The sequence below is a fragment of the Psychrobacillus sp. genome (genome assembly GCF_032154225.1).
Lineage (GTDB): Bacteria > Bacillota > Bacilli > Bacillales_A > Planococcaceae > Psychrobacillus.
In genome coordinates, this window is record NZ_JALDYF010000002.1 from 240,818 (window position 1) to 254,101 (window position 13,284).

9 protein-coding genes, 1 other RNA gene and 1 other annotated feature are annotated in these 13,284 nt (G+C 36.8%); of the genes, 8 read left to right on the top strand and 2 right to left on the bottom strand.

Annotated features, from left to right (window positions below; all coding sequences use genetic code 11):
- The first annotated feature begins 57 nt into the window (after positions 1-57).
- From RUH95_RS05035 to dtd, 5 genes are all read left to right on the top strand, one after another.
- Entirely contained in the window at positions 58-408 is a 351-nt protein-coding gene (locus RUH95_RS05035; RefSeq protein ID WP_313891743.1) for a LapA family protein, read from the top strand.
- A 639-nt stretch (positions 409-1,047) separates the two neighbouring features.
- Positions 1,048-3,405: a single-stranded-DNA-specific exonuclease RecJ gene (gene recJ, locus RUH95_RS05040; protein WP_313891744.1), complete on the top strand. Its 2,358-nt coding sequence runs from the start codon at positions 1,048-1,050 to the stop codon at positions 3,403-3,405.
- Positions 3,396-3,908 (top strand): adenine phosphoribosyltransferase, encoded by a 513-nt coding sequence (locus RUH95_RS05045; RefSeq protein WP_313891745.1) that lies wholly within the window; start codon positions 3,396-3,398, stop codon positions 3,906-3,908. Before recJ ends, RUH95_RS05045 begins: the two co-directional genes overlap by 10 nt.
- Before the next feature lie 134 nt (positions 3,909-4,042).
- Positions 4,043-6,235: a RelA/SpoT family protein gene (locus tag RUH95_RS05050; protein WP_313891746.1), complete on the top strand. Its 2,193-nt coding sequence runs from the start codon at positions 4,043-4,045 to the stop codon at positions 6,233-6,235.
- A gap of 16 nt (positions 6,236-6,251) precedes the next feature.
- A complete protein-coding gene (gene dtd / locus RUH95_RS05055) occupies positions 6,252-6,689 on the top strand; it encodes a D-aminoacyl-tRNA deacylase (RefSeq protein ID WP_313891747.1) in 438 nt (145 codons plus the stop codon).
- A 679-nt stretch (positions 6,690-7,368) separates the two neighbouring features.
- Here dtd and RUH95_RS05060 read toward each other — a convergent pair.
- On the bottom strand, positions 7,369-7,665 hold the full coding sequence (locus RUH95_RS05060; RefSeq protein WP_313891748.1) for a hypothetical protein: 297 nt from the start codon (positions 7,663-7,665) through the stop codon (positions 7,369-7,371).
- A gap of 272 nt (positions 7,666-7,937) precedes the next feature.
- Positions 7,938-9,512, bottom strand: a complete 1,575-nt coding sequence (locus RUH95_RS05065) for an N-acetylmuramoyl-L-alanine amidase family protein (RefSeq protein WP_313891749.1) — start codon at positions 9,510-9,512, stop codon at positions 7,938-7,940.
- A gap of 114 nt (positions 9,513-9,626) precedes the next feature.
- Positions 9,627-9,864 (top strand) — a binding site (T-box leader).
- 58 nt (positions 9,865-9,922) lie between these two features.
- Between RUH95_RS05065 and hisS the strand changes: the two genes are divergently transcribed.
- The 3 genes from hisS (at position 9,923) to ssrS (ending at position 13,231) form a co-directional block, all read left to right on the top strand.
- Positions 9,923-11,215 carry a histidine--tRNA ligase gene (hisS, locus tag RUH95_RS05070; RefSeq protein WP_313891750.1) on the top strand — a complete coding sequence of 431 codons (1,293 nt, stop codon included), beginning with the start codon at positions 9,923-9,925 and terminating at the stop codon, positions 11,213-11,215.
- Positions 11,212-12,984: an aspartate--tRNA ligase gene (aspS, locus tag RUH95_RS05075; protein WP_313891863.1), complete on the top strand. Its 1,773-nt coding sequence runs from the start codon at positions 11,212-11,214 to the stop codon at positions 12,982-12,984. Before hisS ends, aspS begins: the two co-directional genes overlap by 4 nt.
- Positions 12,985-13,043: 59 nt before the next feature.
- A non-coding RNA gene (gene ssrS / locus RUH95_RS05080) (6S RNA) lies at positions 13,044-13,231 on the top strand.
- The last annotated feature ends 53 nt before the right edge of the window (positions 13,232-13,284 follow it).

A 13,284-nucleotide genomic window follows, 5' to 3' on the forward strand; every position in this document is an offset into this window, starting at 1 on the left:
TCTGTTCCATTTTTATGCGTTATTATGGTAAAGTAAGAAAAAAGAAGGGGTGTTGGCATGAAATTTCAATGGTCATTATTATTCGGATTATTATTTGCAGTTATTATTGCTTTATTTGCGGTATACAATGTAGATGCTGTACCGGTCAACTATGTATTTGGAACAGCGGAATTGCCTCTTATTTTAGTAATTTTGGGCTCTGCCTTATTAGGTGCGCTGTTAAGTGGAACAGTTGCAATCTACCGTTCTTTTGTTCTATCTCGCAAAGTGAAGCATTTAGAAAAAGAGCTTCAAAAGAAAGAAACGTCTATTGGTGCTTTGCAAAATGAGCTATTAGTATCCCAAGAGAAAAAAGTAGAACTAATCGAAGAACCCGTTGCGGTTAGCGATGAAAATACGACGATTTAACGAACAAAAGGATAAAAATTGTTTTCTAGATAACAAGAAACCTCTTGACTCTCATGTCAAAAGGTTTTTTTTGTGTATAATATAGTAATTTATAAATTGGATTTCGTTACAAGCGGGCGCTTTCCGCGGGCACGGCTTCAATCTCTTCGTCGCAAAAAGATGCTCCTGCGGGGCTTTCAGCTCGCGCTATTCCCGCTGGAGTCGCCGCTTTTCACTTCATCCATTTTGTTTAGTAAGATAGGATCATTGTTCTTTTATTCATAAATCTAAGGGAGCGACGGATTCTTCACGGTTTCTTGAGTCGTAGACATGTTAGAAGGATTTCTATTTTGTCACCTACTCCATCTTATTTGATGTGTAAATGTTAAGTATCCGTATTTGAATACAGCTGGCTAATTAGTAGTTTGATACAAGTAAGCTTTCTAGTGTTTGGAGAAGCGTCCGCTCGACTCCAGCGGGAAAGCGATGCCACTTTGACTCAGCAGGAGCACATGTTTTTAGTGCGACGAGGAGGCAAAATGCTTCGCCCGCGGAAAGCGTAGCGGTATGCTTTGGAAAACAACAAGGTTAGGAGAATATGTACTTAAATGGCGTTTGCGCTTTTCTAACGTGTATAATAAAACATAAGGACGTGAAAAAATGATTCAATCTCAAAAAAGATGGCAAATTTCTAGACCAGATGATGCACTAGTTTCTACATTAGAAAAAGAACTTTCTATTCAGCGTGTATGTGCAAAGGTTTTAGTATCTAGAGGATTTCAAACAGTTCAAGAAGCAGAAGCCTTTTTAAAATTAGATGAACAAAGTATACATAACCCATTTTTGTTGAATGGAATGGATAAATTAGTAGAACGTGTACAAAAAGCAATCGAAACACAAGAAAAAATAATGGTTTATGGTGACTATGACGCCGACGGCATAACAAGCACAACCGTTCTTATGAAAACATTATTATCATTAGGTGCAGACGTAATATACAAAATACCGAATCGTTTTATCGATGGATATGGCCCTAGTGAAAGACTGTTTCAAGAAGCATTCGATGAAGGTGTTCGATTAATTATTACAGTCGATAACGGTATTTCTGGATTGAAGCCAATCCAGTTTGCAAAAGATTTAGGCATGGATGTAATTGTAACTGACCATCATGAGCCAGGAGAAGTTTTACCTGTAGCAGATGTAATTATTCACCCACGTCTAGCAAATTCATCGTATCCATTTCCTTATTTAGCTGGTGTTGGCGTTGCATTTAAGGTTGCACATGCCCTAACAGGGGAAATACCGAAAGACTTATACGATTTAGTAGCGATTGGAACAATTGCCGACTTAGTGTCTTTAACGGATGAAAATCGATACTTTGTGCAACAAGGTATTAAATTGATGAAAAGAAATAATTCAGTAGCGATTGAAGCACTGGCAAATGTAAGTGGAGTAGAAGTTTCGACGATTAGCGAAGAAACGATTGGATTTATGTTTGGACCTCGTATTAATGCAATTGGTAGGCTAAGTGAAGCGGCGCCAGGGGTGGAACTGTTTTTAACAGATGAGCCTATTAAAGCTATTTCCATTGCTAATACTCTAAATGATAAAAATAAAGAACGGCAAGCCATTGTTAAGCAAATTACGGATGAAGCTATAGAATTGATCGAAAAACAAACTAATCTTGAAGGTCCTAGTGTTATTATCGTTGGGAAAGAAGGTTGGAATGCAGGCGTGCTCGGAATTGTCGCTTCCAAGCTTGTAGAAAAGTATTATCGACCAGCAATCGTCTTAGGATTTGACGAAGAAAATCAAGTCGCAAAAGGTTCTGCTAGAAGTATTCAAGGGTTTCATTTGTATAAAGAAATCGCAAAAAATAGTGATTTAGTTCCTCATTTCGGTGGACATCCTATGGCAGCTGGACTGACTTTACCGTTAGAAAATGTCGATCAATTGCGCGCAAGATTAGTGGAGCAAGCAAAGGAATGTTTAACAGAGGAACAATTAGTACCAGTTATTTCAATCGATGTGCCATTAGAATTACATGAAATAACGACAGAATCTATTGAGTCACTTCAAAAACTTGCTCCGTTCGGAATGGATTTTGCAAAACCAGTATATTGTATAGAAAATGTGGAAATTTCATCTGTACGCAAAATTGGCTCGGCTTTAAATCATGTGAAAATGGAGTTAAGCGAAGGTGCGACTACATTAGATGCAATAGGCTTTGGAAAAGGGGAGCTTGCAGACGAAATTGCTCCTACTACAAAGATTTCATTTGTCGGAGATATTCAAATAAATGAGTGGAATGGTCGCAAAAAGCCTCAGCTAATGATTCAAGATGCAAAAACAAATGACTGGCAGCTATTTGATATTCGAGGTATTCGACAAGTGAATCGGTGGTTGCCTACAATTCCAGTAGAGAAAACATCTTTTATTGCGTTTCACGAAGAAACCATAGCCCATTTCCAGTCATTTATTCAGGAGAAGATTTGGACGTATTCAGAACTGCTTGAGCAGCAAGTGACATCGCCTTATGTAGCAATTCTAGACCTACCAGAAGATGAAGAAATATTAAAAAAACTGTTAAACTATCATAATTGGACGCGAGTGTATGCGCATTTTTATGCGAATGAAACGACTTATTTTGAAAGTTTGCCGACAAGAGATCAGTTTAAATGGTATTATTCATTTTTGTTAAAACGAAAAACATTTGCATTAAAACAAAATATACAAGAGCTATCGAAACATACTGGCTGGAGTCAGAAAACAATTAATTTTATGTCGAAGGTGTTTTTTGAACTTAATTTTGTTAAAATAGACAATGGGATGATGGTTATAAATGAGACTGTTGTGAAAACGGAATTATCGGAAGCTCCATCCTATAAGCAGCGTGCAAAACAAATTGAGCTGGAGCAAAAGTTGTTATATGCACCATATATTGAACTGAAACAATGGTTTGAAGAGCGTAGAGCAGAACAAACCGTTCCTGAGGAGGAGCAACAACAATGGATTTAAAAGAGTATATAACAATAGTAGAAGATTGGCCAAAACCTGGCATTCGATTCAAAGATATTACAACAATTATGGATAATGGAGAAGCATACAGATATGCAACAGACCAAATTGTTGAATATGCAAAAAAAGTAGAGGCAGAAATTATTGTAGGACCAGAAGCACGTGGGTTTATCATTGGATGTCCAGTGGCATATGCGCTTGGGCTTGGATTTGCACCAGTACGTAAAGAAGGAAAGCTACCACGTGAAGTAATTCGAGCGGAATACGGACTAGAATATGGTAAAGATGTTCTTACAATGCACAAAGATGCTATTAAACCAGGTCAAAAAGTATTAATTGTTGATGATTTACTTGCGACTGGTGGTACAATAGAAGCAACAATTAAATTAGTAGAAGAGCTTGGTGGAGTTGTAGTAGGTTGTGCGTTTATAATCGAACTAACTTATCTTGATGGACGTGACAAATTAGAAGGTCATGATATTTGCACATTAGTCCAATACTAAAAAAGCCTAAAGTAGATAAGGGAAAAATTCTCAAGTCAACAATCTAAGGGTGGACTTTACAAGTCCATCTTTTTTTTTATACAATATACCTTACATACTATTCTAGAAATATAAACGAAATCAGGTGATTTGACATGGCAAAAGACCAAGTGAAGACAGCGGAAAATGTTTTCGAAACAGTTGCAAGCTATATGAATGCAGAGCATGTTGAATTTGTAATAAAAGCTTATAAATTAGCAGAACATGCGCATCGAGAACAATTTCGTAATTCCGGTGAACCTTATATTTTACACCCAATACAAGTAGCCGGTATTTTAGCTGATCTTCAAATGGATCCTGAAACTGTTGCTGCTGGCTTTTTGCATGATGTAGTGGAAGATACTGAATATACGCGCGAAGACTTAGTAAACGAGTTTAATGAAGAAGTAGCACTTCTTGTCGAAGGTGTAACAAAGCTAGGTAAGATTAAATACATGTCTAAAGAAGAACAGCAAGCAGAAAATCATCGTAAAATGTTCATTGCAATGGCCCAAGATATACGCATTATTTTGATCAAGCTTGCAGACCGTCTACATAATATGAGAACTTTAAAACATTTGCCAGAAGAAAAGCAACGTCGTATTTCGAATGAAACATTAGAAATTTTTGCGCCACTTGCACATCGTTTAGGAATATCTGCTGTGAAATGGGAGCTGGAAGATACAGCACTTCGTTATTTAAATCCACAGCAATATTACCGTATTGTTAATTTTATGAAGAAAAAACGTACGGAACGTGAATCGTATTTAGATAATGTGATGGATGATATCCTAGAGCAATTAACCGAGATGGAAGTTGTTGCGGATATATCAGGTAGACCGAAGCATATTTATAGCATTTATCGAAAAATGGTCGTTCAAAATAAACAGTTCAACGAAATTTACGACTTATTAGCCATGCGAATTATCGTGAAAAGCATAAAAGATTGCTATGCAGTATTAGGTGTTATTCATACATTATGGAAGCCGATGCCTGGCAGATTTAAAGACTATATAGCCATGCCGAAACAAAACTTCTATCAATCACTTCATACGACGGTAATAGGACCGAATGGTGACCCACTTGAAGTGCAAATTCGTACTGAGGAAATGCATAATATTGCTGAGTATGGGGTGGCAGCACATTGGGCGTATAAAGAAGGTAAAAAAGTAGAAGCAAATAAGCAAACGATGGATTCGAAGCTTACGTGGTTCCGTGAAATACTTGAATTCCAACAAGAATCATCGAATGCAGAAGAATTTATGGAGTCATTAAAATTCGATTTATTTTCTGATATGGTATATGTTTTCACGCCAAAAGGGGATGTAATTGAGCTACCAGCAGGCTCAGTTCCTATTGATTTTGCTTACCGTGTACACTCCGAGGTTGGCAATAAAACAATTGGATCAAAAGTAAATGGTAAAATGGTGCCGTTAGATACGAAGCTTAAAACAGGCGATATTATTGAAGTGTTAACTTCTAAGCAATCATTCGGTCCAAGCAGGGACTGGATAAAAATTGCACAATCATCACAAGCGAAAAATAAAATAAAACAGTTCTTCAAAAAGCAACTTCGAGATGAAAATGTGATCAAAGGGAAAGAGCAAGTAGAAAAAGAAATTAAAGCACAAGAGTTTGATTTGAAGGAAGTACTTACGGCTGAAAATATTAAACGAGTGTGTGAAAAATATGCATTTTCGGCAGAAGAAGACTTATATGCAGCAGTTGGCTTTAATGGAATTACTGCACAGCAAGTAGTTAATCGACTGGCAGAGAAAATGAGAAAAATAAGAGATCAAGAAGAAGCTTTAGAAAAAATTACAACAGAAATGAAAGCGCCGGCTGTTAAAAAATCGACAGAGTCTGGTGTAGTCGTGAAAGGTATTGAAAATTTACTTATTCGCCTTTCAAGATGTTGTAGCCCCGTTCCAGGTGATGATATCGTTGGTTTCATCACAAAAGGTAGAGGGGTATCCGTTCACCGCGCCGATTGTCCAAATGTTCAAAATGACGAGGCACACTCGCGAATTATTGAAGTAGAGTGGGAAGAATTCGACACGACAATGAAAAAAGATTATCAAGTAGATATCGAAATATTTGCTTTTGATCGCGCTGGATTATTAAACGAAGTATTGCAAGTTGTTAATGAATCGAAAACAAATATAGCGGCAGTAAGTGGCAAGTCTGAAAATGATATTGCAACTATTAATATGACGATTAAAATAACAAATATTGCCCACTTGCATAAAGTAGCTGATCGTATTAAACAATTGCCGGATGTGTATTCTGTTCAACGAATTATTAACTAAAGGAGTTTTTATTATCATGAAGGTTTTACTTCAGCGTTGTAAAAACGCTCAAGTTACGGTCGATGGTGAAGTGACTGGCGCTATTGATCATGGCTATTTATTGCTAGTTGGCATTACAGCAACAGATAGTGAAAAAGAAATAAATTATTTAGCAGATAAAATTGCGGGTTTGCGTTTATTTGAAGACAGTGAAGGTAAAATGAATCATTCGATAGTGGAAAACGGAGGGGCTATTCTTTCTGTGTCGCAGTTTACTTTGTATGCAGATACGCGTAAAGGGAGACGCCCTAGTTTTACGGATGCAGCTCGCCCAGAAGTAGCAAAACCGTTATGGGAGCAGTTTAATAAAGTGCTTCAAGAGAAGGGCTTTGTTGTAGAAACAGGAGTTTTTGGAGCGATGATGGATGTCACGTTTACAAATGATGGTCCAGTAACGATTATGTTAGAAGCGTGAATTTATATTGGTTTAATGAAAAGGAGTCGTTGCATATTTGCAGCTGCTCCTTTTTTATAGGCATAGGGGTGATTCTTTTCAAACCTTGTTGAACTATACTACTGTGTTTGTTTAAGAGGGAAGCACTTTGCCTTTGATTTCACTACGAAATTTTAATGTAATTTGGATTGTAAGGATTATGCAAAATAAAGTAATTAGTAGAAGTAAGATACGATCATCTTTAGACAAATTAGAGCCATAGTAAATGAGCCAAAGCATACAACTAAATGAGTTTAATCCGAATAAAATCCCCCAAATAACCTCCCTTATTAATTTATAGACTCTATTACCAGTTAAATACCTAATATAAAAGTAAATTATCAAACCTATTCCTAATACGATAAACAATGGCTTCTCGAAGGATGAAGTTAGTGAAATCGGCTCTTCCCAAGGCATATCTACATAAATTAAGTTAAAGAGATTGATCATATTGAATATAAAGAAAAAGAGAAGAACACAAAAGAATAAAACCCATTCACCTACATAAATTAATGGAAATATAACCTTTCTCAACCTTTTCACCTTCCCATTTTTGATGTAATATCACCTGCGTTAGTTTAAGTACACTAATTCATAAACTATAATATTAGAACTAACCTGGTTCGTTAGCTTAATAAGTTTGTCTTTTTATTAACTATAGTCAACGCTCACCTTTTTTTCCTAATACAACGGATAATCCAATAAAAATATACGGATATGATAGAAGGGTTAATTCAAGAAAACCTATCCCAAATAACGAAGATTGTTCATCTGCATAAACACCAGCATCAAACATATATCTACCGATTAACAAATAACTAGAAATAGACAAAATAACAAATAGTAGTCCAATCACATTAAATTTAAATTTACAGATTGTATAATAAGTTACTGGTATATAAATCAAACCGAGTAAAATTAAAAAGTAGAAAATATAAATTGGTTCATAAACTCCCACTAAATACCTCCTCATATGAAATTAAATAATAACTTTTCCACACACATACTTTAGAACGTTCGAAATAAATAAAAGTTTCAATTTTCGAAAAATACGCCATTCAAAATTAACAATTACTTGGCACTGAGGTTTCCTGCGAGCGGAAGGCGAACATTTGCCATACAATGGCCGAAGAAAAAGCATGTTGGAAGCGGCGCAGCCACTTTCAACATGCTTTAAAAATTTTACCGTTCATTGTATAGCCCATGTGAAGCCAGGAGCGAGTCGGAAACTTATTTAATCTGTGAGTCGAAATAGTTAATAATTCCATTATAAATTCCGCGAGTTGCTTGTTCTCTAAATTGAGCTGTAGTCACATTTCTTTCTTCAGTAGGATTACTTAAATAACCTAATTCTATTAAAATTGCTTTTTGTCTATTTTCTCGCAAAATTAAATAATTTCCTGGTTGCGTACCACGGTCTTTTAATTCGACCATATTGCCAAGCTCTTTGTGTACATAGGAAGCCAATTTCTTTTGATAATCATGCATATAGTATGTCGTAAACCCACGAACACTACTATTATCAACCGCATCATAATGAAGGCTAATAAATGCGTCAGCAGCCGCCTGATGTCCGATAGATACACGTTTACGAAGATCCACATATACATCAGACTCTCTCGACATAATAACGTTTGCACCAGCTGCTTGTAATTTTGAAGAAAGTAGTTCAGCGGTTAAAAGCGTAATATCTTTTTCATCCGTTCCAAGTGCACCAGTTGTTCCACGGTCATTACCACCATGTCCTGCATCAACTACGATTGTCAGCCCTTTTAAAGTTCCACTTTTTCGTTTTTCAACTGGTGGAGTTGGAGTTGCAGGGGACTCTGTAGAATTATTAGTCGATGTATCAGGAGGATTAGATGAACCGGATGAACCAGTGGAAGAAACTACCCAACTTGCTACATAAGCAGTTGAACCATCGGCTAGTTTAATTTTATACCAGTCATTTTGTTCTTCCAAAACACTAAAAGATTTTCCTGCATCTACTCGTGCGACAACTTCACTATTTGTTGTACTTTCTGCGCGCAAGTTTGTTCCGTTATAAAGTATCGTAATTGATTTTTCTGCATTGCTAGAATTAGCAGTAGAAGGGGCGCCTGTAAAATTACCGTAGAAAGTATAAAGCCATCCTTTTTCGCCATTTTCTAATTCAATTTGGACCCAATTATGAACTTTTGATAACACTTTGAACTGTTGATTTCTAGCAACTTGTCCAATCTTGTCCGAGGAAAGATCTGCTTTCGAGCGAACATTTAATATATCTACAGATACAGTGAAATATTCGTTTGAAGAAACCCCTTGTTCCTGATTTTCTTGGCTATCAGATTGTTTAACAAATGTTACGTAGTCGCTATGTACCCAACCTTTTCGATCATTATAAGAGATTTCAATCCATTCTCCCTCTGATTTATAGGAAGTAAATTGTTCTCCTTCTTGTAGCTGACCAATAACAGCCGATGACAGAGAAGGCTCTGTTCGGATATTTAATTTATTGACCTTGGATATTGCTTGCTTATTCGTTATTTCAACGGCTGTACCAGTTGTATACCAACTAGCAACCCAGCCAGAAGAAGTCCCGTAATTAATTTGATACCAATCGTTCTCTTTTTCGATTACTACTAGTTTGTCGCCTTTTTGTACAGCTCCAATAATATCGTATGTTAGACCTGGACCTGATCGAACTTTAAGTGAAGAGGTATCTACAATGACTTCCATTTCTTGTGCATGTACTTCTATTAGTGGAATAACTAGCATAATAGTAAGTAAAAACATCGTCATTTTATGTAATAGTTTGTCGCCCATTGAATCCCTCCTATGTATCATTGTAAATACTCTTGCTAAAAAATTCTACCTTTTATTGAAAAGGGTTGACTTATTTCCCTCCTGTCATTAAGATAAGGTATAATTAAAAATCAAAATAAACCGATGACCGAAAAAGTAGCTGTTTTAAACGGATGAAAAGAGAAGGAAAGACGTGGCTGAAATCTTTCCTACAGACGAATCCAGCGAACAACATTCGAGAGGTTTTTTGTCGAAAAAGATATTATTTAGTAGGCAAAAACGGAGCTGGCCGTTATCCAGATAAGAGAGGGTCAAGTGTTTTGGGCCAACTAGGGTGGAACCGCGGAAGCTTATACAAGCTCTCGTCCCTTGCATTTTATGCAAGGGATGAGGGCTTTTTTTTATTTTTCTTATGAAAGGGGTCCTGAAAAATGGATATTAAAGTGCCGAGAGGAACGCAAGACATTTTGCCAACAGAAACAGGAAAATGGCAAATAGTAGAGGATCTAATTAGAGAAACATGCCGTATGTATCAATACAAAGAAATTCGTACACCGATTTTTGAGCATACGGAATTATTTACGAGAAGTGTGGGAGATACAACGGATATCGTCCAAAAAGAAATGTATACATTCCAGGACCGTGGGGATCGTTCATTAACACTTCGACCAGAAGGAACTGCGTCTGTCGTTCGTTCTTATGTCGAGCATAAAATGTTTGGATATCCAGACCAACCAGTGAAATTATATTATATGGGACCAATGTTCCGTTATGAAAGACAACAAGCTGGAAGATATCGTCAATTTGTTCAATTTGGGATTGAAGCAATTGGAAGTGCAGATCCAGCCATTGATGCGGAAGTAATTTCGCTTGCAATGTCTGTGTATCAAAAAGCAGGACTGAAGCAGATAAAACTTGTGATCAATTCACTCGGAGATACAGAAAGTCGAGTGTCACATAAAGAAGCACTTGTGAATCACTTTGCTCCACATATTGATGAATTTTGCTCGGATTGTCAAAATAGATTACAAAAAAATCCACTGCGTATTTTAGATTGTAAAGTGGATCGTGAGCATTCATTGATGAAAACTGCTCCTTCTTTAACGGATTATTTAAATGAAGAATCGGCGGCTTATTTTGCTAAAGTGAAGGAATACTTGAGCGTATTAAATATTCCATTTGAAGTAGATCCGAATTTAGTTCGAGGGTTAGATTATTATAACCACACTGCATTCGAAATTATGAGCGTTGCAGAAGGATTCGGTGCAATTACGACGCTTGCAGGTGGTGGAAGATATAACGGCCTAGTAGAAGTTTTAGGCGGCCCTTCATCTCCAGGCATTGGTTTTGCCATGAGTATTGAACGTTTACTTCTTGCAGTAGAAGCGGAAAAAAATACATGGGCGGATAATTCTTCTCTGGACGTGTATGTAATTGGTATGGGAGAAGCTGCAAAGAAAAAAGTAGTAGAGCTTGTATACGAACTACGTCAAAATAACATCACAGCAGATCAAGACTTTTTAGACCGAAAAATAAAAACACAAATGAAATCAGCAGATCGTTTAAAAGCAAAATTTGTCCTCGTAATTGGAGACGATGAGCTTGAAAAACAAAGTGCAATGCTAAAAGATTTATCAACTGGAAACCAACAACTTGTACCTTTTAGTACATTAACAGAGCAAGTGAAAAATAGTATTTCAACATGGGTGGAGGCAGAAAAATAATGAAAAGAACACATACAAGTGGCGAGTTAAACGAACAACATATTGGCGAAACGGTCCAGTTAATCGGCTGGGTGCAAAAACGAAGAGATCTAGGTGGCTTAATATTTGTAGATGTTAGGGATCGTTCAGGTCTTGTACAAGTAGTTTTTAACCCTGAAATTTCTGAAGCTGCAATTCAAATTGCAAACAAACTTCGCAATGAATTTATTATTGAAGTGCATGGTACTGTTATTGCGCGTGCTGCAAATCAAGTGAATAAAAATTTAGCTTCTGGTGCGATTGAAGTGCATGCAACAGAACTAGTTATTATTAATGAAGCGAAAAATCCGCCATTTGCAATTGAAAATCAAACAGATGCTGGGGAAGATATTCGATTAAAATATCGTTATTTAGATTTAAGAAGACCAGTTATGTATGATGTATTTAAAATGCGTTCAGACATTACGAAAACAGTTCGACGTTTCTTGGATGATGAAGGGTTTTTAGAAGTAGAAACACCTATTTTAACAAAATCGACTCCAGAAGGCGCTCGTGATTATTTAGTACCTAGCCGTGTACATGAGGGAGAGTTTTACGCTTTACCACAATCACCTCAATTATTTAAACAAATGTTAATGGTTTCTGGTTTTGAAAAATACTATCAAATTGCGAGATGTTTCCGCGATGAAGATTTACGTGCAGACCGCCAACCAGAATTCACACAAATTGATATGGAAATGAGTTTCCAATCAATGGATGAGATTTTGGAAATGAATGAGCGTATGATGCAAAAGATTATGAAAGACGTTAAAGGAATTGATGTAACAATTCCATTCCAACGTATGGATTACGACGAAGCAATGGGACGTTTTGGTTCAGACAAACCGGACATTCGCTTTGGTTTAGAATTAGTAGATCTTTCTGTACTAGTGAAAGACAGTGCTTTTAAAGTATTTACTGCTGCTATTGAAAATGGTGGGCAAGTAAAAGCAATTAATGTAAAAGGAGCAGCTGCTAACTTCTCTAGAAAAGACATTGATGCACTAGGAGAATTCGCTGCTATTTACGGTGCGAAAGGACTTGCTTGGTTAAAAGTAGACGAAGAAGGTCTAAAAGGACCTATTGCTAAGTTCTTTGAAGGTGAAGCAGCTACTAGCTTAATGGAAAAACTTGAAGCAACAGCAGATGATTTATTACTTTTTGTAGCTGATAAAAAATCTGTTGTAGCAGATACACTTGGTGCTCTTCGATTGAAGCTTGGAAAGGACCTTGGATTAATTGATGAAAGTCGTTTTGCATTTTTATGGGTTGTGAACTGGCCGTTATTTGAATATGACGAAAAAGAAGGAAGATACTATGCAGCACATCATCCGTTCACAAGACCATTTGACGAGGATCTACCATTAATGGAGACTGATCCAAGTAAGGTACGTGCGCAAGCATATGACTTAGTATTGAATGGTTATGAACTAGGTGGAGGATCATTGCGTATTTATTCGAGAGATGTGCAAGAAAAAATGTTTGAAATACTTGGATTCTCAGATGAAGAAGCAAAAGCTCAATTTGGTTTCTTAATGGAAGCATTCGAGTATGGAACACCTCCACATGGTGGAGTAGCATTTGGTCTAGATCGTGTCGTTATGTTATTGTCAGGTTCAACGAATTTACGCGACACAATTGCATTTCCGAAAACAGCAAGTGCTAGTGACTTGTTAACGCAAGCTCCTAGTTCGGTAGCATCAGCACAACTTAAGGAATTAAGTCTAAGTATCATTAATCAGAATAGTTAAAAAATAACACATCAAACTGATTGAAGTTTCTAAAAACGTATGCTATTATTAAAGCAATACGAATCCTGATGTGTTCGCTACATGCCAATCAGTTTTGACCGAACAATTAATTTTATCGTTGGGAGTTTAACTTTTATAGTGGATGGCACGCCTTAACGGGACGTCAAAAGTTATAAAGAGAACACCCCCCTGCTGCGTGCGGGCTCAAAACGATACAGCTTTATTTGACGGCACGATTGGGATTCGTCCTAAATGTTTAAGTGTCCCTCTAGCGGTTTTTGCTGGAGGGTTTTTCATCGG

What these genes read in the sequence shown, in the direction of transcription:
- recJ (WP_313891744.1), top strand. Translation starts at nt 1,048, where the DNA reads ATGATTCAATCTCAAAAAAGATGGCAAATTTCTAGACCAGATGATGCA.
- RUH95_RS05050 (WP_313891746.1), top strand. Translation starts at nt 4,043, where the DNA reads ATGGCAAAAGACCAAGTGAAGACAGCGGAAAATGTTTTCGAAACAGTT.
- dtd (WP_313891747.1), top strand. Translation starts at nt 6,252, where the DNA reads ATGAAGGTTTTACTTCAGCGTTGTAAAAACGCTCAAGTTACGGTCGAT.
- RUH95_RS05065 (WP_313891749.1), bottom strand. Translation starts at nt 9,512, where the DNA reads ATGGGCGACAAACTATTACATAAAATGACGATGTTTTTACTTACTATT.
- RUH95_RS05045 (WP_313891745.1), top strand. Translation starts at nt 3,396, where the DNA reads ATGGATTTAAAAGAGTATATAACAATAGTAGAAGATTGGCCAAAACCT.
- hisS (WP_313891750.1), top strand. Translation starts at nt 9,923, where the DNA reads ATGGATATTAAAGTGCCGAGAGGAACGCAAGACATTTTGCCAACAGAA.
- RUH95_RS05035 (WP_313891743.1), top strand. Translation starts at nt 58, where the DNA reads ATGAAATTTCAATGGTCATTATTATTCGGATTATTATTTGCAGTTATT.